At 65.5% G+C, this 19,064-nt stretch carries 30 protein-coding genes and 2 pseudogenes; all 32 read right to left on the bottom strand.

The genetic code is table 11. The features are described 5' to 3' along the window. Window positions 1-47: 47 nt before the first annotated feature. Entirely contained in the window at window positions 48-467 is a 420-nt protein-coding gene (gene rplQ, locus Q0053_RS06950; RefSeq protein ID WP_298097876.1) for a 50S ribosomal protein L17, read from the bottom strand. Between the two features lie 102 nt (window positions 468-569). Next, window positions 570-1,589: a DNA-directed RNA polymerase subunit alpha gene (locus Q0053_RS06945; RefSeq protein ID WP_292030112.1), complete on the bottom strand. Its 1,020-nt coding sequence runs from the start codon at window positions 1,587-1,589 to the stop codon at window positions 570-572. A gap of 90 nt (window positions 1,590-1,679) precedes the next feature. Further along, complete coding sequence (rpsK, locus tag Q0053_RS06940; protein ID WP_114816470.1) at window positions 1,680-2,069, bottom strand: 30S ribosomal protein S11; 390 nt, start codon at window positions 2,067-2,069, stop codon at window positions 1,680-1,682. A 9-nt stretch (window positions 2,070-2,078) separates the two neighbouring features. Beyond that, on the bottom strand, window positions 2,079-2,447 hold the full coding sequence (gene rpsM, locus Q0053_RS06935) for a 30S ribosomal protein S13 (RefSeq protein ID WP_298097873.1): 369 nt from the start codon (window positions 2,445-2,447) through the stop codon (window positions 2,079-2,081). A 139-nt stretch (window positions 2,448-2,586) separates the two neighbouring features. Then, complete coding sequence (locus Q0053_RS06930) at window positions 2,587-3,315, bottom strand: TonB family protein (protein WP_298097870.1); 729 nt, start codon at window positions 3,313-3,315, stop codon at window positions 2,587-2,589. Between the two features lie 58 nt (window positions 3,316-3,373). Next, window positions 3,374-3,946, bottom strand: coding sequence for an adenylate kinase (locus Q0053_RS06925; protein ID WP_298097868.1), 573 nt, complete (start codon window positions 3,944-3,946; stop codon window positions 3,374-3,376). 21 nt (window positions 3,947-3,967) lie between these two features. Then, window positions 3,968-5,359, bottom strand: coding sequence for a preprotein translocase subunit SecY (gene secY, locus Q0053_RS06920; RefSeq protein WP_298097865.1), 1,392 nt, complete (start codon window positions 5,357-5,359; stop codon window positions 3,968-3,970). Window positions 5,360-5,610: 251 nt separating this feature from the next. After that, a pseudogene (gene rplO, locus Q0053_RS06915) lies at window positions 5,611-6,057 on the bottom strand (50S ribosomal protein L15); the annotation flags it as partial. A 189-nt stretch (window positions 6,058-6,246) separates the two neighbouring features. Further along, window positions 6,247-6,444, bottom strand: coding sequence for a 50S ribosomal protein L30 (rpmD, locus tag Q0053_RS06910; RefSeq protein WP_056615260.1), 198 nt, complete (start codon window positions 6,442-6,444; stop codon window positions 6,247-6,249). A gap of 2 nt (window positions 6,445-6,446) precedes the next feature. Next, a complete protein-coding gene (gene rpsE / locus Q0053_RS06905) occupies window positions 6,447-7,064 on the bottom strand; it encodes a 30S ribosomal protein S5 (protein WP_298097862.1) in 618 nt (205 codons plus the stop codon). A 12-nt stretch (window positions 7,065-7,076) separates the two neighbouring features. Then, window positions 7,077-7,439 carry a 50S ribosomal protein L18 gene (gene rplR, locus Q0053_RS06900; protein ID WP_298097859.1) on the bottom strand — a complete coding sequence of 121 codons (363 nt, stop codon included), beginning with the start codon at window positions 7,437-7,439 and terminating at the stop codon, window positions 7,077-7,079. Between the two features lie 3 nt (window positions 7,440-7,442). Continuing rightward, window positions 7,443-7,976 carry a 50S ribosomal protein L6 gene (gene rplF, locus Q0053_RS06895; protein ID WP_298097857.1) on the bottom strand — a complete coding sequence of 178 codons (534 nt, stop codon included), beginning with the start codon at window positions 7,974-7,976 and terminating at the stop codon, window positions 7,443-7,445. 1 nt (window position 7,977) lies between these two features. Further along, complete coding sequence (gene rpsH / locus Q0053_RS06890) at window positions 7,978-8,376, bottom strand: 30S ribosomal protein S8 (RefSeq protein WP_292030131.1); 399 nt, start codon at window positions 8,374-8,376, stop codon at window positions 7,978-7,980. A gap of 14 nt (window positions 8,377-8,390) precedes the next feature. Continuing rightward, window positions 8,391-8,696 (bottom strand): 30S ribosomal protein S14, encoded by a 306-nt coding sequence (gene rpsN, locus Q0053_RS06885; RefSeq protein ID WP_055832157.1) that lies wholly within the window; start codon window positions 8,694-8,696, stop codon window positions 8,391-8,393. A 19-nt stretch (window positions 8,697-8,715) separates the two neighbouring features. After that, on the bottom strand, window positions 8,716-9,276 hold the full coding sequence (rplE, locus tag Q0053_RS06880) for a 50S ribosomal protein L5 (protein ID WP_298097855.1): 561 nt from the start codon (window positions 9,274-9,276) through the stop codon (window positions 8,716-8,718). Further along, window positions 9,276-9,584, bottom strand: coding sequence for a 50S ribosomal protein L24 (rplX, locus tag Q0053_RS06875; RefSeq protein ID WP_298097852.1), 309 nt, complete (start codon window positions 9,582-9,584; stop codon window positions 9,276-9,278). Before rplX ends, rplE begins: the two co-directional genes overlap by 1 nt. A 2-nt stretch (window positions 9,585-9,586) precedes the next feature. Further along, on the bottom strand, window positions 9,587-9,955 hold the full coding sequence (gene rplN / locus Q0053_RS06870) for a 50S ribosomal protein L14 (RefSeq protein ID WP_055832151.1): 369 nt from the start codon (window positions 9,953-9,955) through the stop codon (window positions 9,587-9,589). Between the two features lie 18 nt (window positions 9,956-9,973). Further along, a complete protein-coding gene (gene rpsQ, locus Q0053_RS06865) occupies window positions 9,974-10,222 on the bottom strand; it encodes a 30S ribosomal protein S17 (RefSeq protein WP_055832150.1) in 249 nt (82 codons plus the stop codon). Window positions 10,223-10,232: 10 nt separating this feature from the next. Next, the gene (gene rpmC / locus Q0053_RS06860; protein ID WP_298097848.1) at window positions 10,233-10,430 is read right to left on the bottom strand and encodes a 50S ribosomal protein L29; all 198 of its coding nucleotides are present in this window, start codon (window positions 10,428-10,430) and stop codon (window positions 10,233-10,235) included. Further along, window positions 10,427-10,870 carry a 50S ribosomal protein L16 gene (rplP, locus tag Q0053_RS06855; protein WP_298097845.1) on the bottom strand — a complete coding sequence of 148 codons (444 nt, stop codon included), beginning with the start codon at window positions 10,868-10,870 and terminating at the stop codon, window positions 10,427-10,429. Before rplP ends, rpmC begins: the two co-directional genes overlap by 4 nt. Window positions 10,871-10,873: 3 nt before the next feature. Next, a complete protein-coding gene (gene rpsC, locus Q0053_RS06850; protein ID WP_298097842.1) occupies window positions 10,874-11,629 on the bottom strand; it encodes a 30S ribosomal protein S3 in 756 nt (251 codons plus the stop codon). After that, a complete protein-coding gene (gene rplV, locus Q0053_RS06845) occupies window positions 11,629-12,009 on the bottom strand; it encodes a 50S ribosomal protein L22 (RefSeq protein ID WP_056450358.1) in 381 nt (126 codons plus the stop codon). Before rplV ends, rpsC begins: the two co-directional genes overlap by 1 nt. A gap of 3 nt (window positions 12,010-12,012) precedes the next feature. Beyond that, entirely contained in the window at window positions 12,013-12,291 is a 279-nt protein-coding gene (gene rpsS / locus Q0053_RS06840; RefSeq protein WP_298097839.1) for a 30S ribosomal protein S19, read from the bottom strand. Window positions 12,292-12,293: 2 nt separating this feature from the next. Then, on the bottom strand, window positions 12,294-13,127 hold the full coding sequence (gene rplB / locus Q0053_RS06835; RefSeq protein WP_284223194.1) for a 50S ribosomal protein L2: 834 nt from the start codon (window positions 13,125-13,127) through the stop codon (window positions 12,294-12,296). A 4-nt stretch (window positions 13,128-13,131) separates the two neighbouring features. Beyond that, window positions 13,132-13,437, bottom strand: a complete 306-nt coding sequence (locus Q0053_RS06830) for a 50S ribosomal protein L23 (protein ID WP_298097836.1) — start codon at window positions 13,435-13,437, stop codon at window positions 13,132-13,134. After that, the gene (gene rplD, locus Q0053_RS06825) at window positions 13,437-14,117 is read right to left on the bottom strand and encodes a 50S ribosomal protein L4 (RefSeq protein ID WP_298097834.1); all 681 of its coding nucleotides are present in this window, start codon (window positions 14,115-14,117) and stop codon (window positions 13,437-13,439) included. The genes Q0053_RS06830 and rplD overlap by 1 nt, the downstream gene beginning before the upstream one ends. Then, window positions 14,117-14,878 (bottom strand): 50S ribosomal protein L3, encoded by a 762-nt coding sequence (gene rplC, locus Q0053_RS06820; RefSeq protein ID WP_298097831.1) that lies wholly within the window; start codon window positions 14,876-14,878, stop codon window positions 14,117-14,119. Before rplC ends, rplD begins: the two co-directional genes overlap by 1 nt. Before the next feature lie 20 nt (window positions 14,879-14,898). Next, window positions 14,899-15,204: a 30S ribosomal protein S10 gene (gene rpsJ, locus Q0053_RS06815; protein ID WP_003164367.1), complete on the bottom strand. Its 306-nt coding sequence runs from the start codon at window positions 15,202-15,204 to the stop codon at window positions 14,899-14,901. 382 nt (window positions 15,205-15,586) lie between these two features. Then, the gene (locus tag Q0053_RS06810; RefSeq protein WP_298097828.1) at window positions 15,587-16,474 is read right to left on the bottom strand and encodes a DUF2807 domain-containing protein; all 888 of its coding nucleotides are present in this window, start codon (window positions 16,472-16,474) and stop codon (window positions 15,587-15,589) included. A 108-nt stretch (window positions 16,475-16,582) separates the two neighbouring features. Beyond that, window positions 16,583-17,500, bottom strand: a complete 918-nt coding sequence (locus tag Q0053_RS06805; RefSeq protein WP_298097825.1) for a cupin-like domain-containing protein — start codon at window positions 17,498-17,500, stop codon at window positions 16,583-16,585. Window positions 17,501-17,505: 5 nt separating this feature from the next. Beyond that, complete coding sequence (locus Q0053_RS06800) at window positions 17,506-18,654, bottom strand: GNAT family N-acetyltransferase (RefSeq protein WP_298097822.1); 1,149 nt, start codon at window positions 18,652-18,654, stop codon at window positions 17,506-17,508. A 260-nt stretch (window positions 18,655-18,914) separates the two neighbouring features. After that, window positions 18,915-19,064 (bottom strand): annotated as a pseudogene (gene tuf / locus Q0053_RS06795) (elongation factor Tu); the annotation flags it as partial.

Below are 19,064 nucleotides of genomic sequence, written 5' to 3'. Positions count from 1 at the left end.
GCCGGTTTGCACCAGCCGCCCCATTGTTCGGAACCCGAGGTGGAAGCTTACGCTTCTTCGTCGCCCTCGACGGCATAGACCGGACCCGAGTCCAGGCCCTTGGCGGCGGTGTCGCGATCGACGAACTCGATCACGGCCATGGCGGCGTTGTCGCCGTGACGGTAGCCGGCCTTCATGATGCGGATGTAGCCACCGTTGCGGTCGGCGTAGCGCGGGCCGATCGTCTCGAACAGCTTGCCCACCTGCGGCACGTCACGGACGTGGCTGATGGCCTGACGGCGTGCATGCAGGTCGCCCTTCTTGGCGAGCGTGACCAGCTTCTCGACGAAGGGACGCAGTTCCTTCGCCTTGGGAAGCGTGGTCGTGATCTGCTCATGCTTGATCAGCGACGCGGCCATGTTGGCGAACATGGCGGTCCGGTGTGCGCTCGTACGACCGAGCTTGCGATAGGCGGCGCCGTGGCGCATCGGGGTCTCTCCTACTCACCCTGGTTTCCGGAAGACCGGACCTGGGGTTCTCACATTCTAACCGCTCCGTCAGCCTCGAAGGCTTGGGGCGGAGGGTTGAAACTAGATCTGGTCGTCGAACTTCTTGGCCAGGTCTTCGATATTCTCGGGCGGCCAGTTCGGCACATCCATGCCGAGCGAGAGGCCCATCGTCGCGAGTACTTCCTTGATCTCGTTCAACGACTTGCGGCCGAAGTTCGGGGTGCGAAGCATCTCGCCCTCGGTCTTCTGGATCAGGTCGCCGATGTAGACGATGTTGTCGTTCTTCAGGCAGTTGGCCGAACGCACCGACAGTTCCAGCTCGTCCACCTTCTTCAGCAGGGCCGGGTTGAAGGGCAGGTCCGGCTTGCCGTCGACGGCTTCCACGGCCTTCTTGGGCTCGTCGAAGGTGATGAAGATCTGCAGCTGGTCCTGGAGGATGCGCGAGGCATAGGCCACGGCGTCCACCGGCGAGACCGCGCCGTTCGTCTCGACCTCGAGGATCAGCTTGTCATAGTCCAGCGACTGGCCCTGACGGGTCGGCTCGACGCGATAGGCGACGCGCTTGACCGGCGAATACAGGGCGTCGACGGCGATCAGGCCGATCGGGGCGTCTTCCGGACGGTTCAGCTCGGAGGCGACATAGCCCTTGCCGTTCTGGACGGTCAGTTCCATGCGCACCGAGGCACCCTCGTCGAGCGTGCAGATCACGTGGTCGGGGTTCAGCACCTCGATGTCCGACGGGACGTCGATCTGGCCGGCGGTCACGGCACCGGGGCCCGTGGCGCGCAGGGTCATGCGCTTGGGGCCTTCGGCGTGCATGCGCAGCGCCAGTTGCTTGATGTTCAGCACGATGTCGACGACGTCTTCCCGAACGCCTTCCAGCGACGAGAACTCGTGGACGACACCGTCGATCTGGATCGCGGTCACGGCGGCGCCTTGCAGCGACGACAGGAGCACGCGGCGCAGGGCATTGCCGAGCGTCACGCCGAAGCCGCGTTCCAGGGGCTCGGCAACCAGGCGCGACTTGCGCTGCGGGTCGGAGCTCGCCTCGATCTGCGGCTTCTCGGGACGGATCAGCTCTTGCCAGTTACGTTCGATCATGTGTGTCCCTCGAAAACGGAGCGCCGGTCCCTCGCTCCTCGTCAGGGGCGGCAGGACACGGGCGGAGTTAGATAGTCGGTCGAAGCAGGCTTAGACGCGGCGGCGCTTGGGCGGACGGCAACCGTTGTGCGGCATCGGCGTGACGTCGCGGATGGTGGTGATGGTCAGGCCGACCGCCTGCAGGGCGCGCAGGGCCGACTCACGGCCGGAACCGGGACCCGAGACGTTGACTTCCAGCGTCTTGACGCCGTGTTCCTGGGCCTTCTTGCCCGCGTCCTCGGCAGCCATCTGGGCGGCGTAGGGGGTCGATTTGCGCGAACCCTTGAAGCCCATGTGTCCGGCCGACGACCACGAGATCGCGTTGCCCTGGGCATCGGTGATCGTGATCATGGTGTTGTTGAAGGACGCATTCACGTGGGCGACGCCCGAGGTGATGTTCTTGCGCTCGCGCTTCTTTACGCGACCCGGTTCCTTGGCCATGTGTCTGTCTTACTTCTTCTTGCCGGCGATCGGCTTGGCGGGACCCTTGCGGGTGCGGGCGTTGGTATGGGTGCGCTGGCCGCGGACCGGCAGGCCCTTGCGGTGACGCAGGCCGCGATAGCAGGCCAGGTCCATCAGACGCTTGATGTTCATGGAGGTCTCGCGGCGGAGGTCGCCCTCGACCGTGTGATCGCGGTCGATCGTCTCACGGATCTGCAGCACTTCAGCGTCGGTCAGCTGGTTCACCCGGCGGGCAGACTCAATGCCCACCTTGGCGGTGATTTCCTTGGCGGCGTGGGCGCCGATGCCATGGATGTACTGCAGCGCGATCTCTACGCGCTTGTTGGTCGGGATGTTGACACCAGCGATACGGGCCACGAAGCTCTCCAGATACGCGTTGACGGACGCAACAAACGCTCCGGTCAACAGACCAGGAGCGCCGACGTCCTTCGCGGAAGCGGGCCTTATACAGGGGATTCATGGCTCGTCAACGGGTTACCGCCCCCTGGCCCCGGTCTCAGCGCCCGTCGCGGCCGCCCATGCTGACGAAGGTGGTGACCCGCTGGCCCTCGATCGGCCGACCGGCGGCGGTCATGGGCGGGCGAAAGCGGAAGAAGGCGGTGGCTCTCAGCGCCTGCTCGCCGAACCCGAAACCGCGAGGGCTTTCCTCGACGATCCGGCAGTCGTCGAGACGCTGGTCGGTGCGAATGACGCAATTGACCACGACCCGGCCCGCCGGCCGGCGCCTGCCCCGGACCGGCGGCGGGGCGACCGACTCGATTTCGGCCGAGGTGGCGGGGCGCAGGATCATGGGCCCGATACCGCCGGATCCGGAGCCGTTGCCGTCGCCCGAGCCGGTTCCGACCCCTGCCCCCCCCTGCCCCATCGCCGGGATCGGGCCGGCGACCGGTGCCTGTCCGACGACCAGGGCCGGCTCGGGTGCCTGGACCGGCGGCGCGGGCAGTTCCGGCAGCCTGTCGGCCGGCATAGTCGGAAGATGGATCCGCGAGGGTGCCGCCGGGGCAGAGCCGCCCGGAACGCGCGCAGCCTTGACGGACGGCGGCGACGGCGGGGGCGGCGGGCGGAACAGGAAGACCTGGATCGGGGACGCCGGCACCGGCGGCCGGGCCGGCTCGGCGGTGCGCCCCATGACACTGAAGACAAGCAGATGCGCGGCGCTGACGCCGAGGACGACACCCAGCTTGCGCAGCCGGTCCCTGTGCAGCAGTGGGGCTTCAGACTTCACCGGACGATACTATCACGCACGGGCGGCCGCGCGGGACAGGGAACCGGTCCGTTCAGGCTCAGGCGACGGCGCCGTCCAGCACAGTGTCGATGGCCGCGGCGACGGTCGCGATGGGGCCCATGCCATCGATCTCGCTCAGCAAACCCCTGTCCGCATAATAGGGCAGCAGCGGCGCGGTGTTGCGGTTGTAGGCGTCCAGCCGGACCTTGAAACTGTCCGGATTGTCGTCCGGGCGGCCCTGGTCGGCGAAACGCACGGCGACGCGGTCCAGGAGGGCGGCATCATCGACCTTCAGCCGGATGACATGGTCGATCTGCTTGCCGAGCTTGGCCAGCATGGCATCGAGGGCCACAGCCTGGGCCACAGTACGCGGGAAGCCGTCGAAGATCGCCCCGCCGGCGTCCCCGGCTTCCTTGAGCCGGGCCTCGATCAGGGCGATGACGATGGCGTCGGACACCAGATCGCCGCGTGACATGATCGCCTGACACTCGCGGCCCAGTTCGGAACCTGAGGCGATCGCCTCGCGCAGCATGTCACCGGTCGACAGCTGCACCATGCCGCGGGTCTCGACCAGTCTCTTGGCCTGGGTACCCTTGCCCGCCGCAGGCGGTCCGAACAGGATCAGGTTCATGACGGCCCTCCCCGACCGGCTCTATCGCCGGGCGGGGGCGGAGACGCCCTTGCCGGCTGTCCGGCCCCGACCACGCAATTTGGCCTTCTTGATCAGGCCTTCGTACTGGTGGGCCAGCAGCTGGGACTGGATCTGGGCGACGGTGTCCATGGTCACCGACACCACGATCAGGATCGAGGTGCCCCCGATGACCGCAGAGCCCATGCCGGAGTTGGCCATCATCAGCTCGGGCAACAGGCAGACCGCCGTGATGTAGGCCGCCCCGATCACGGTCAGGCGCGTGAGGACATAGTCCAGATACTCGGCCGTCCGCTTGCCCGGACGGATGCCCGGCAGGAAGCCGCCGTATTTGCGCAGGTTCTCGGCCGTGTCCTCCGGATTGAAGGTGATCGAGGTGTAGAAGAAACAGAAGAAGATGATCAGCGCGCCGTACAGCACCATGAACACGGGCTGGCCGTGTTGCATCTGGGCGGTGACCAGCGGCAGCCAGCCCATCCAGGCGGGTAGATCGGCATTGGCCGTCATCTGGGCGACCGTGGTCGGCAGCATCAGCAGCGACGAGGCGAAGATCGGCGGGATGACGCCGGCGGTGTTGACCTTCAGCGGCAGGAACGAGCGTTCACCACCCGCCATCCGGTTGCCTTCCTGGCGCTTGGGATACTGGATCAGCAGCCGACGCTGGGCGCGTTCCATGAAGACGATGAAGACGACCACGGCGATCGACATGGCGGCGACGAACAGCAGGGTGAAGGCCGAGATCTGACCCTGCTGGGCGAGGCCGAACATGCGGGCCACAGTGCCCGGCAGGACCGCCACGATCCCGGCGAAGATGATCAGCGAGATGCCGTTGCCGACGCCGCGCGCCGTCACCTGCTCACCGAGCCACATCAGGAACATGGTGCCGCCGGTCAGGACGGTGACCGTCGAGACGATGAAGAACAGACCGGGCTGGTCGATCAGATTGGGCTGCGCATTCAGGCCGAAGGCAATGCCGGTCGACTGGAACAGGGCCAGCACCACGGTCAGATAGCGGGTGTACTGGTTCAGCTGCTTGCGACCGCTCTCGCCGCCTTCCTTCTTCAGCTTCTCCCAGGGCGGATACACGGCGCCCATCAGCTGGACGATGATCGACGCCGAGATGTAGGGCATCACGTTCAGGGCGAAGACTGCGAACCGCTCAACGGCCCCGCCGGAGAACATGTTGACCATGTCCAGCACGCCGCGCTGGCTGTCCGGGTTCTGGAAGAAGGCCAGGAAGGCTTCGGAATTGATCCCGGGCACCGGCACATAGGTGCCGATGCGATAGATCAGAAGCGCCATGATCGTGAACAGCAGACGTTTGTGCAGCTCGGTCGCCTTGGCGAACGAGCCCATGTTCATGTTTGCTGCGAGTTGTTCGGCGGCCGAAGCCATGTCTCGTCACCCCGACTTGTCAGAACGCGGCGCATCGGACGTGAATCCCGCGCCTTCGTCCAGATAGGCGAAGGGCACCCGCTTAGCGAGGGTGCCCTTCAAGCTTATTTCTTCGCGGCCGTCCGTGCGGTGCGGGCCGAGATCTTGTTCGCGTCGCCGCGCGGGGCCTTGGCCGGCGGGGCCTTGCCCTTGGCAGCATTGCGCTTCTCGATGCGGGCAGCAGCCTTGGCTTCTGCGGCAATACGCTCCTGGACGATCGTGCCGCCGGCGGCCTCGATCGCCTTGACGGCGCCGGCCGAGGCCGACCAGACGACCAGGTTCAGCTTGGCCTTGATCTCGCCGGTGCCGAGGATACGAACGCCGTCCTTGACTCGGCGGATCACACCGGCGGCCACCAGGGCGTCGCCCTTGATCTCGCCCTTGATGTCGATCTTGCCGGCGTCGACGGCGTCCTGCAGACGCCACAGGTTCACTTCGGCCAGCTTCAGGGCATTGGCGTTGTTGAAGCCGCGCTTGGGCATCCGCATGTAGAGCGGCATCTGGCCGCCTTCGAAGCCGCCGATGGCGACGCCCGAACGCGACTTCTGGCCCTTGACGCCGCGACCGGCGGTCTTGCCCTTGCCCGAGCCCGGGCCGCGGCCGACGCGCATGCGCTTCTTGTGGGCGCCTTCGTTGTCGCGAATTTCGTTCAGTTTCATGTGCCTGATCCTTTCGGGTGCTAGCGCCCGCTGTGTCAGCGGACTCGGCTGTGTTTGTTTTGAGTGATTAGTGGCTGGTGATTAGGGGTTGCGGGTCACCCGCGTTGCGACATCCCAACCACTAATCACCAGTCACTAACCACTTCGCCAAACAGACGGCCGGTGATGACACCAACCGCCCAATGGCGACTACTTCTCGACGATCTCGGTCAGGTGCGCGACCTTGGCGATCATGCCGCGGACCGAGGGGGTGTCTTCCAGCGTGGACTCGCGGCCCATGCGGTTGAGACCCAGGCCCATCAGGGTGGCGCGCTGGTCCGACTTGCGACGGATCGGGCTGCCGGTCTGACGAACGGTGACGGTGGCTTTGGATTCGGTCTTGGCCATGGTCAGGCTTCCTGGGCTTCAGGCGCGGCTTCCACAGCCGAGGCGCCGTCATTGCGACGACCCATCAGATCGGCGACCTTCTTGCCGCGCTTGGACGCGACCTGACGGGGCGACGACTGGACCTTGAGGGCCTCGAACGTGGCGCGGATCATGTTGTAGGGGTTCGAGGAACCGGTCGACTTGCCCACGACGTCCTGGACGCCGAGGGTTTCGAGCACGGCACGCATCGGACCGCCGGCGATGACGCCGGTGCCGGGAGGGGCAGCGCGCATCATGATCTTGCCGGCGCCCCAACGGCCGTTGCCGTCGTGGTGCAGGGTGCGGTTCTCGCGAAGCGGAACGCGGATCATGGTCTTCTTGGCTTCCTCGGTCGCCTTGCGGATGGCTTCCGGCACTTCACGCGCCTTGCCGTGACCGAAACCGACGCGGCCCTTGCCGTCGCCGACGACCATCAGGGCCGCGAAGGAGAACCGGCGTCCGCCCTTGACCGTGGCCGCGACGCGATTGATGTGCACCAGCTTTTCGACGATGTCCGATTCCGGACCTTCGACAGGAGCGTTGCGGTTGTCACGACGATTGCGATCGTTGCCGCCGCCGCCACGTTGGGGTGTTTGCGCCATCTGTCGCGTCCCTTAGAAATTCAGGCCGGCTTCACGCGCGGCATCTGCCAGCGCCTTCACCCGTCCGTGATAGATATAGCCGCCGCGATCGAAGACGACGTCCTTGACGCCCTTCTCCATGGCGCGTTCGGCGACCAGCTTGCCGATCAGGGCAGCGGCGGCGACGTTCGAACCCTTGATCTTCTTGCCCTTCTCGCCTTCCAGCGAGGAGGCCGAAGCGATCGTGACGCCGTTCAGGTCGTCGATGATCTGGGCCGAGATGTTCTTGTCCGAACGGTGCACCGACAGACGCAGACGTCCGTTGGCCACAGCCTTCAGGCGACGGCGAGTGCGCTCGGTGCGGCGCTGGGCTTGTTGTCGAAGAGAGAGAGCCATGACCTACTTCTTCTTGCCTTCCTTGCGCCGGACCTTTTCGCCCGTGTAGCGGACGCCCTTGCCCTTGTAGGGCTCCGGCGGACGCAGCTTGCGGATGACGGCGGCGATCTGACCCACGGCCTGTTTGTCGGCACCGGAGATCTTGATTTCCGTCTGCTTGGGCACCGCGAAGGTGACACCGGCAGGCGGCTGGATGTCGACCTCGTGGGAGAAGCCGAGTTGCAGCGACAGGGCATCGCCCTTCATCGCGGCACGATAGCCGACGCCGACCAGGTCCAGGCTCTTTTCAAACCCGGTGGTGACGCCGACGACCATGTTGTCGACCAGGGTCCGCGACAGACCCCACATGGCCCGCGAACGCTGGTTGTCCTCACGGATCGCCAGGTGCAGGCCGTCTTCGGCCTGGGTGACCTCGATCTCGTCGGCGACCGTCCAGGAGCGCTGGCCCTTGGGACCCTTCACCGAGACCGTCTGGCCGTCGAGCGTGACGGTCACGCCCTTCGGCACTTCAATGGTGCGTTTTCCGATACGGGACATCTTAGTAGACCCTGCAGAGGACTTCGCCGCCCACCTTGGCTTCGCGAGCCGCGGTGTCCGACATGACGCCCTTGGACGTGGAGAGGATCGAGATGCCGAGGCCGTTCTTGATCGGCTTCAGGTCGGAGATCGCGGAGTAGACGCGGCGGCCCGGCTTGGACACGCGGGCGATCTCGGCGATGACCGGCTGGCCGTCGAAATACTTGAGCTCGATCTCGAACTGCGGGAACTCGCCGGGGTTCTGAACCAGGGCGTAACCGCGGATGTAGCCTTCGTCCTGCAGCACGTCGAGGACGCGCTGGCGCAGGCGGGAGGCCGGGGTGAGCACCTTGGAACGCTTGCGCATGTGCGCGTTCCGGATGCGAGCGATCATGTCGCTCAGGGGATCGTTGATCATCATGTCTGTCGCTCCCCTTACCAGCTCGACTTGGTCAGACCCGGGATCTGACCCAGGTTGCCGAGTTCACGAAGCGCGATACGGCTCATCTTGAGCTTGCGATAGAAGGCCCGCGGACGGCCCGTCACTTCGCAGCGGTTGCGAATCCGGTTGGCGGCCGAGTTGCGCGGCAGCTTGGCCAGCTTGAGACGCGCTTCGAAACGCTCCTCGAGAGGCAGGGATTCATTGTTGGCGGTCGCCTTGAGGGCGGCCCGCTTGTCGGCGTATTTCGCGACAAGGGCCTTGACCATCTCGTTGCGGTTTACGGCGCTTTTCTTAGCCATGGTTTCTTTCCCTTCCCGCTCAGTTCGTCACGAACGGGAACTTGAACTCGGTGAGAAGCGCGCGGGCTTCGTCATCAGTCCTGGCCGTGGTGCAGACGATGATGTCCATGCCCCACATCTGGTCGATCTGGTCGTAGTTGATCTCGGGGAACACGATGTGTTCCTTGAGGCCCATGGCGTAGTTGCCGCGACCGTCGAACGAGGTCGGCTTCAGGCCGCGGAAATCCTTCACGCGCGGCAGCGCGATCGTGATCAGGCGGTCGAGGAACTCGTACATCTGGTCGCCGCGCAGCGTGACCTTGCCGCCGATGACCATGCCTTCGCGCAGCTTGAAGCCGGCGATGGAGTTACGGGCCTTGGTGGCAACAGGCTTCTGACCGGCGATCGCGGCCAGGTCCTTGAGGGCCGCAGTGGCCTTCTTGGAGTCTGCCACGGCTTCACCGATGCCCATGTTGAGGACGATCTTGTCCAGCCGGGGCATCTGCATCGGGTTGGTGTAGCCGAACTTCTCGGTCAGCACGCCCTTGATGCGGTCGTTGTACTCGCCCTTGAGGCGCGGGGTGTATTTGGTCTCGGCCATCAGATGACGTCTCCCGTCGTCTTGGCGAAGCGAACCTTCTTGTCACCTTCCATGCGGAAGCCGACGCGGGCCGGCTTGCCGTTGGCGTCGGCGATCGCGACGTTCGACAGGTGAAGCGACGCTTCCTTGTTCTTGATGCCGCCCTGGGGGTCGGCCTGGGTCGGGCGGGTGTGGCGCTGGACCATATTGATCCCCTGCACCATGACGCGGTTCGTGGTCGGCAGGACCTTGGTCACCTTGCCGGTGCGGCCCTTGTCCTTGCCTGTGAGCACCACGACGTTGTCGCCGGTCTTGATCTTGGCGGCCATGACTACAGGACCTCCGGAGCCAGAGAGATGATCTTCATGTGGTTCTTGGCGCGCAGTTCGCGGGGAACCGGGCCGAAGATCCGGGTGCCGACCGGCTCGTTCTGCTTGTTGACGATGACGGCGGCCGACTTGTCGAAACGGATGACCGAGCCGTCCTTGCGCATGATGTCCTTGGCGGTGCGCACAACGATGGCGCGCACGACGTCGCCCTTCTTCACGCGGCCGCGAGGAATCGCTTCCTTCACCGAAGCGACAATGGTGTCGCCCACCGAGGCGTAGCGGCGCTTGGAGCCGCCCAACACCTTGATGCACATGACCCGGCGAGCACCCGAATTATCGGCTACCTCCAGGTTAGTTTGCATCTGGATCATAGGATCAGATCTTTCTGATTACGAAGCCGAGGCCGAGGAGTCCGACAGGACTTCCCAGCGCTTCAGCTTGGACTTGGGGGCGCACTCGATGATGCGGGCCTGATCGCCCACCTTGAGGGCGTTGGCTTCGTCATGAGCGTGATACTTCTTGGACAGGCGCACGATCTTTTTCAGGACCGGGTGCAGCAGCGTGCGTTGAACGACGACGACGACCGTCTTGTCGCCCTTGTCGGAGACGACCACGCCTTCGAGAACTCGTTTCGGCATCTTCGTTTCCTTAAACCGCGGCGCGATTTGCACGCAGGAGCGTGGAAATGCGGGCGATGTCCTTGCGCACTTCCGACACGCGATGGGTCTTTTCCATCTGGCCGGTCGCGGCCTGGAAGCGCAGGTTGAACTGTTCCTTCTTGAGCTTCAGCAGCTCGTCAGACAGCTGGTCGGGCGTCTGTGCCCGGAGGTCGGCGATCTTGGTCATGCGCCTGCGTGCTCCACATTCGAGATACCGGCGTCGATGCGGGTGACCACCTTCGTACGGACCGGCAGCTTGGCGGCACCGAGACGCAGGGCCTCACGGGCGATGTCGTCCGGCACGCCGTCGATTTCAAACAGGATCCGGCCCGGGTGGCAGCGCGCCGCCCAGTGATCCACGGCGCCCTTGCCCTTGCCCATGCGGACCTCGGCCGGCTTGCCCGTGACGGGCAGGTCGGGGAACACGCGGATCCAGACACGGCCCTGGCGCTTCATCTGGCGGGTGATCGCGCGGCGAGCCGCCTCGATCTGACGCGCCGTGATGCGCTCCGGCTCCACCGTCTTCAGGCCATAGGACCCGAAGTTCAGCGAGAAGCCGCCCTTGGCAGCACCGTGAATGCGGCCCTTGAAGGCCTTGCGGTATTTGGTTTTCTTCGGTTGCAGCATGACTTAGCTCTCACGTGCCCGGTCGCGGCGCGGACCGCGATCACCACGGGGACCGCCGCGTTCACGGCCTTCGTTGGACGACGGACCAGCAGCCTCGGCAGCCCAGCGCTTGTCCTGGGCCATCGGATCGTGCTCGAGCACCTCACCCTTGAAGACCCAGACTTTGACACCGATGATGCCGTAGGTCGTCTTGGCCTGGATGAAGCCGTAGTCGATGTCGGCGCGCAGGGTGTGCAGCGGCACACGGCCTTCGCGATACCATTCCATCCGCGCGATTTCCGCGCCGCCGAGGCGGCCCGACACGTTGATGCGAACGCCCTTGGCGCCGAGACGCATGGCCGACTGCATCGAACGCTTCATGGCGCGACGGAAGGCGATCCGGCGTTCCAGCTGCTGCGCGATGTTCTCGGCGATCAGCTGGGCGTCCGTCTCGGGCTTGCGCACTTCGACGATGTTCAGGTGGACCTCACCCTCGGTGCGCGCCGAGATGTCCTTGCGGAGCTTCTCGATGTCAGCGCCCTTCTTGCCGATCACGACACCCGGACGGGCGGCGTAGATCGTCACGCGGCATTTCTTGTGCGGACGCTCGATGATGATGCGCGACACGCCGGCAGCGTTCAGGCGTTCCTTAAGCCACGTACGCAGCTTGAGGTCCTGGTGCAGGAGCCGGGCGTATTCGGGGCCGCGGGCGAACCAGCGGCTGTCCCAGGTGCGGTTGACGCCGAGGCGCAGACCGATCGGATTGACTTTCTGACCCATCAGGCGGCCTCACCGGCTTCGCGGACCACGATGGTGATCTCCGCGAAAGGTTTCAGGATGCGCGACGAGCGACCACGAGCACGGCTCGCGAAACGCTTCATCACCAGGTTCTTGCCCACGAAGGCCTCGGCGACGACCAGGTTGTCGATGTCGAGGTTGTGGTTGTTCTCGGCATTCGAAACGGCCGAATACAGCACCTTGCGGACGTCGGTGGCGATGCGCTTGCGGCTGAATTCCAGCTCGTTCAGCGCCTTCTGCACCGGCAGGCCGCGGATCGACTGGGCGACCAGGTTCAGCTTCTGAGGGCTGATCCGGACGTTCACCAGCTTGGCGCGCGCTTCGGTCGGGGCGACCCGACGGGGGTTTTTTGTCTGGGCCATCAGTTACTTCCTTTTGGCCTTCTTGTCCGCCGCGTGGCCCGGGAAGTTCCGGGTCGGGGCGAACTCGCCGAACTTCATGCCGACCATTTCCTCGGAGACGGACACCGGCACATGCTTGAGGCCGTTGTGGACACCGAAGGTCAGGCCGACAAACTGCGGCAGGATGGTGGAGCGGCGCGACCAGGTCTTGATCACGTCCTTGCGGCCCGACGTCGAAGCGGCGTCGGCCTTCTTGAGCAGATACCCGTCGACGAACGGGCCTTTCCAGGAGGAGCGAGCCATCTTTAGCGAGCCTTCTTAACGTGGCGGGTGCGGATGATGAACTTGTCCGTCGCCTTGTTCTTGCGGGTGCGGGTGCCCTTGGTGTCCTTGCCCCACGGCGTAACCGGGGTGCGACCGCCAGAGGTCCGGCCTTCACCACCACCGTGCGGGTGGTCGATCGGGTTCATGGCAACGCCGCGAACGTGCGGACGCCAGCCCATGTGACGGACACGACCGGCCTTGCCGAGGTTCTGGTTCATGTGGTCGGGGTTCGAAACCGCACCCACCGTGGCCATGCAGCCGTCCAGGACCATGCGAAGCTCGCCCGAGCCCAGACGGATCTGGGCGTAGCCGGCGTCGCGGCCGACCAGCTGGGCGTAGGCACCGGCCGAGCGGGCCAGCTGGGCACCCTTGCCCGGCTTCATTTCGACGTTGTGGATGATCGTGCCGACCGGGACCGAGCGCAGCGGCATCGCATTGCCCGGCTTCACGTCGACCTTCTCGCCGGCGACCACCGAGTCACCCGCCTTCAGGCGTTGCGGCGCGATGATGTAGGCCTTTTCGCCGTCCTCATAGACGATGAGGGCGATGAAGGCGGTCCGGTTCGGATCGTATTCCAGGCGCTCGACGGTCGCCGTGGCGAACTTCCGGCGCTTGAAGTCGATCTTGCGGTACAGCGTCTTGGCACCACCGCCGCGGAAGCGAACGGCGATACGTCCGCCGGCACCCCGGCCGCCCGACTTGGTCAGGCCTTCGGTCAGCGACTTCTCGGGGCGGCCCTTATGCAGCTCCGAACGGTCGATCAGCACCAGGGCGCGACGGCCCGGCGATGTCGGATTGTAGGTTTTCAAGGCCATCTGATCAGAGCCCCGTGGTGACGTCGATCGACTGGCCTTCAGCCAGCGTCACGATCGCTTTTTTGATGTCGACCCGACGGCCCATGATGCCGCGGAAGCGCTTGGTCTTGCCCTTCTGGACCAGGGTGTTGACCTTCAGGACGTTGACCTTGAACAGGCTCTCGACCGCAGCGGCGATCTCGTCCTTGGTCGAGGTCCCCGCAACGCGGAAGACGACCTTGTTCTGCTCCGACAGGATCGTGGCCTTCTCCGTGATGATCGGAGCCAGGATGGTGTCGTAGTGTTTGGCGGTGGGTTGAGCGCCGGCCATTACGCGGCTCCCTTCACGGCTTGCGACCGGGCCACTTCGCTGCGCGAGGGCTTGTAGTCGGCATAGGTGGCTTCGATGGCTTCAACAGCCGCCTTGGTCAGCACCAGCTTGTCCGCGCGCAGGATGTCGTAAACGTTCAGGCCGGCGTTCGGCAGGACGTTGACCATCGGGATGTTGCGGGCGGCCAGGCCGAAATTGGTGTCGACTTCCGGACCGGCGATGATCAGCGTGCGGGTCCAGCCCAGCTTGCCGAGGGTTTCGCGCAGACCGGCGGTCTTGGCGTCCTTCAGCGTGAGGCTGTCGACGACGACCAGATCACCGGCCACGACCTTGGCGGACAGGGCGTGACGCAGGGCGAGGGCGCGAACCTTCTTGGGCAGGGAGAAGCCGTGGTCGCGAACGACCGGGCCGAAGGCGCGCGAACCACCGACGAACTGCGGGGCGCGACGCGAACCGTGACGGGCGCCGCCGGTTCCCTTCTGCTTGTACATCTTCTTGCCGGTACGCGAGTTCTCGTTCCGCGTCTGGACCTTGTGGGTGCCGGCACGGCGCTTGGCCAGCTGCCAGTTGACGTAACGGGCCAGGATGTCACCGCGGATGTCGGTGATGCCGAAAACGGCGTCCGACAGGGCAACGTCACCGGCGGCCTTGCCGTCGAGTTTGATGACCGGGAGTTTCATTACGCTTCACCGCCTTCGGTGGTTTCGACAGCCGGGGCCTCTTCAGCCGGCGTTTCAGCCGGTTGAGCCGCAGCAGCCGAACCGCCCTTTGACTTCACGCCGCCGGGGAACGGGGCGTCGGCCGGACGGGCCTTCTTGATGGCGTCGCGAACCTTGACCCAGGTGCCCTCGTGACCGGGGACAGCGCCCTTGATCAGCAGCAGGCCACGCTCGACGTCGACGCGGAACACGGTGAGGTTCTGGGTGGTGACGATTTCCGTGCCGTAGTGGCCGGCCATCTTCTTGCCCTTGAACGTCTTGCCCGGATCCTGACGCTGACCGGTCGAACCGTGCGAACGGTGCGAGACCGAGACGCCGTGGGTCGCCCGCAGACCGCCGAAGTTCCAGCGCTTCATGGCGCCGGCGAAGCCCTTGCCGATGGTCTCGGCCTGGACGTCGACCTTCTGGCCGGCGACGAAATGGTCCGCCGAGAACTCGGAGCCCACATCCATCATGGCGTCCGCATCGATGCGGAACTCGGTGACATAGGCCTTGGGTTCAACTTCAAGCTTGGCGAAAGATTCGCGCTGAGCCTTGTTGGTGTTCTTGGCCTTTTTGGAGCCAGCACCCAGCTGCAGGGCGACGTAGCCGTCCCGCTCCTGAGTCCGCTGACCCACGACCTGACAGCCATCCAGCTGCAAGATCGTGACTGGAACATGCGCGCCGTCTTCAGCGAAGACACGCGTCATACCCAGTTTCTTGGCGATCACGCCCGTGCGCATCGGATCCCGCCTCTTTCTTATTAAATCTTGATCTCGACATCCACGCCGGCGGACAGGTCGAGCTTCATCAGCGCGTCCACAGTCTGCGGGGTGGGGTCGACGATATCGAGGACACGCTTGTGCGTGCGGATTTCAAACTGCTCGCGCGACTTCTTGTCGACGTGCGGCGAGCGGTTCACGGTGAACTTTTCGATCAGGGTCGGCAGCGGGATCGGACCACGAACGGTCGCGCCCGTGCGCTTGGCGGTGTTGACGATCTCGCGCGTCGAAAAGTCGAGGACGCGGTGATCGAAGGCCTTGAGCCTGATGCGGATGCTTTGATCCATATCGGTCGTATTTCCCAAGCAGGCGAACCTGCGTCCCTGTGAACCATTTCAAAGACCGGAGTCTTCAGACCGCGAGGGTCTTCAGAGTACGCACGTCCGCAAAAACGATCGGCCCACGCAGCGAACCGCGAAGGCCGTTGAAGTCCTGGGTCACTGCAAAGAACAGGGTCTCAGGTCGTTCCTGCGAACCGCGTCTGCATCCCAAAAACACGCGGGATGCACAGCCGGTCCAACAAGAGTGGGCGCTTATGACGATTGAGTCCCGCTTCGTCAAGCGGCGAAACGGGGTCGGGACGGTCTTTCGACGATGTGCAGACGTGAAGAAGGCCCGGAGGGTTCCACGCTCCCGGGCCTTCCCACGTGCGGCGGCTGAGGGGGGTGATCAGCGGCCGATGCGAATGTCCCCGACGCCGGAGACCGAACGTTCGACCGAACCGGTCGCGCGGGCGATGTTGACGTCGCCCGCCCCTGAGACGGAAGCATCCACGTCCGTGGCAACACCTTCGAAGTCGACATCGCCGACGCCCGAGACGCTGACGCTCAGATTGGGGACCGCGCCGGCCCGGACCGCCACATCCCCGGCACCCGAGACACTGATGTCTGCCGGGCCATCGACACGGGCGATAATGACATTCCCGACGCCCGACAAGGAGACGTCCAGCGCCCCCGTGGCGCCGGCGGTCACCGACCCGGCGCCGGAAAGGCCGACCTCGAGCGCCGTTGAGGTCCCGGCGCGGATATTGCCCGTGCCCGAGATGCCGAGCGATACCGGGCCCTCGGTGTTGGCGACATTCCAGTTCCCGCAGCCGCTGTTGCCCAGGTCGACCGAGGCCGCCCCTCGCCCGACGGAACCGAAAACAGCACCCGAGGCGTCGATGCTTACGCTTCGGGGCGTACGGATGACGATCAGGGGTGCGTCCGAAAGGTTGATCCGGCCAATATCGCGGACCTCAACCGAGGCACCGGCTCCGGGCTGCCCCTCCTCAGAGCCGGACCGGCAGTTCCGGATGCCGTCGCTGCGGTTGAGGAAGCCGCGGCGGCGCAGGCCGCCGTCGATGCTGACCTGATTGCCGTCGCGGGATACCCGGATGGCCGGAAGGCCCGAGGTGCCCGGCTCGACCTCAACGGCGACATCCGTGCGGTCCTCGACGATCACAGCCACGCGCGCAACGGCATGGCGGATTTCGATCTCGGGACCCGGCTTGGCGAAGGCCGGGGCGGCCAGGACGGCGGCAGCGGTGATGACGGCAGAAGCGATGACGGGTTTCATGGTGGCGGTTCCCTGTCCGGACTGTGCCCGGAAGGTGCGACCGCCCTGTCGCCAAGTCACTTTAATTCGAGGTCATGACCTCGTTGTAAGAAACGGGCCGGTGCGCGTTCAGGCGCGCAACGCCCCTGCCCCGTCCTTGACGCCGACCTCCGGCTCGAAATCGCGTTCGAACGTTTCCAGCCGGCTCTTCAGGGTGCCTGCCCGCTTCAGGGCCAGCGAAGCGGCCCAGCGGGCCGCGAGCTCCGGTGTGGACATGCGGTCGGTCATGCGCGGCCGTCCACCCCGGCTGCGCAGGACGGCATTGGCGAACAGGGCCCCGTTGCGGAAGCGCGACGGCCAGGTCTGGAACTCCATGGACAGGGAGACGCAGAAGCGGTCGAGGTTCTCGACCCGGTGCGGGGCATAGATCGGCCAGGTCAGGGCCTGGCCCGGCTCCAGATCGATGACCTGGGCATCGGCCTCGAAGGCGCGGTCATAGGGCAGTTCCTCGGCGGTCTGGCGCGACACCACCTTTTCCATATCGACTTCGGCCAGGTGGGACTCGTCGCCGGGATAGACGAAGATCCGCTTGCGGCCGCGCAGATGGAACAACACCACCCCGGCGGGGTCAAAATGGTAGGGTACGCGCGCCTTGGGCGAGGACAGGATCAGCTGACCCGCGTTCTTCACCACCCGCAGCCCCGGATAGGCCGCCCGGACCTTGCCGAACTCGCCCATGGCGGCGGCCCACAGTTCGGGCCAACCGGTCTCGACCGAGCGCAGATTGACCCACAGCCGCCCCTGCTGGATCGCGGCCAGCAGCCCGGCACCGTCCAGCTTGCCGCGCACGCCGGTGCGCAGCGAGGCCTGACCCTCGTCGTCATAGTCATACAGATTGATGTCGAACAGCTCGGCCGGATAGCGATCCAGCATGGCCGCCAGCGCTTCGTCGGTCGCGAAGCCCTGTTCGACCAGACTGTGGGGGTGGACCCCGGCTTCGGCGATCGGGCCGGCGTAGCGGGTGCGGGTCTGGATATGGCTTTTCATCGGTCTCAGGCCGGAAGGCGGATGGCGGACGGGCGGGCCTTGGCAAGGGCGGCACCCGCCGCCTGCATGGCACCCTTCATTCTTGCAGCGGGCGTGGTCTCGCAGGCCTCGATGGCGGCCCAGCGACGCCGGACGCTGGTGCGCAGCTGTTCGCCGCGCCCGGATCCGGCCAGGTTCAACGCCCCGACAGCCGCCTGGCTCATGGTCGCGCCGAGGCCGGGCTTCAGCACCACCGCCTCGCGCACCACCTTGAAGCCGTTGCAGAAATACTTCTTGTAGTGCTCGCCCTCGAACCCGAAGTCGAAGGTGCGATAGCCGTGCGCCGACGCCAGACGCATGGTGTCCAGGCTCAGCAGGATGCCCGGAGAGCAGCGCGCGAGGCTGGGCTCATAGCCGGGAAACCAGAAATGATACTGGTCGCCGGCGTGCAGCGCATACTCCACCGCCGTCAGCCGGTCGCCGGCCCACAGGGCAGCGAGGGAGGCACCAAGGCCTTCGCCCTCTTCCTTCAGCAGGGCATGCAGCAGATCGGCGGTCCAGCCACAGGCGAAGATGTCGTGGCGACCCGTGCGCCGGTATTGATCGCGCTTCAGGTCGATCAGCCAGTCGAGCAGGGCGGCATCGCGCAGCCCGTGCTCAACACGCAGCGGCCCGAGTTCAGCCTCCATGCTGCGCCGGGCACGTTCCTTGTCCTTGAAGAATTTTCCGAAGCTCGTGCGGCGCTCGGCGTACCAGCCGTCATAGCCGCTATCGTCCAGCTCGACCTGGGCCGTGCGCCGATCCTCACCCAGCCCGGTCGGCCCGACCCAGGCGGTCAGGTTCAGACGGGCAGCCCCCAGCACCTCTGCGGCCTCCTCCAGCGAAGGGGCCTCGCCCGGAAAGGCGATGATGCCGTGATAGTCGTTCATCGGTGCCGCCAGCGGCTGCATCGCCCCGCCGCGCCGCTGATGCGGGAAGAAGCCGACCGTCTCACCGCCGCGCGAGAACACCGCCACCGCTGCCCCGGGGCAGGCTCCGCCGGCGACCCGGGCGAACTCCGGTCGGAAATAGGGACTGGCCAGCGCAGGATTGGCCTCCAGCATGGCACGCCAGATCGCCCAGTCTGCGTCGCCCAGCGTCTCTGTGGCGGCGATATCAACCTTGAGCGAAGTCATTCGGCCGTCCTTCGACGAGCCATGACGGATCGCCTTTCCCGGAAACTCCTAGCCTGATGCCCGTTTCAGGCCGGTGAGCGTTCATGGTGAAGGAAGTCTGTGCGGCACCTCGGAGCTCCCGCACAGCAAAACGGCCCCCGGGGATTTCCCCGGGGGCCGCCCTGTTTGTCTGGCCTGTGCTCGCCTCGCGGAGGCTCGCGGCTTGAGGCAGCGCTCAAGAAGCGAGCGACCGCGTCGCGAGCGTTAGCGCGCCAGCATGCTTACTCGGTGATCTTCGACACCACGCCGGCGCCGACCGTGCGGCCGCCTTCGCGGATGGCGAAGCGCAGGCCCTGGTCCATGGCGATCGGGGTGATCAGCTCGACGTTCAGCTCGGCATTGTCGCCGGGCATGATCATCTCGACACCTTC

Origin of the sequence: Brevundimonas sp., assembly GCF_027487935.1 — a bacterium.
In the GTDB taxonomy this organism is placed as follows: domain Bacteria; phylum Pseudomonadota; class Alphaproteobacteria; order Caulobacterales; family Caulobacteraceae; genus Brevundimonas.
This window is presented reverse-complemented; position numbering and strand designations above follow the sequence as displayed.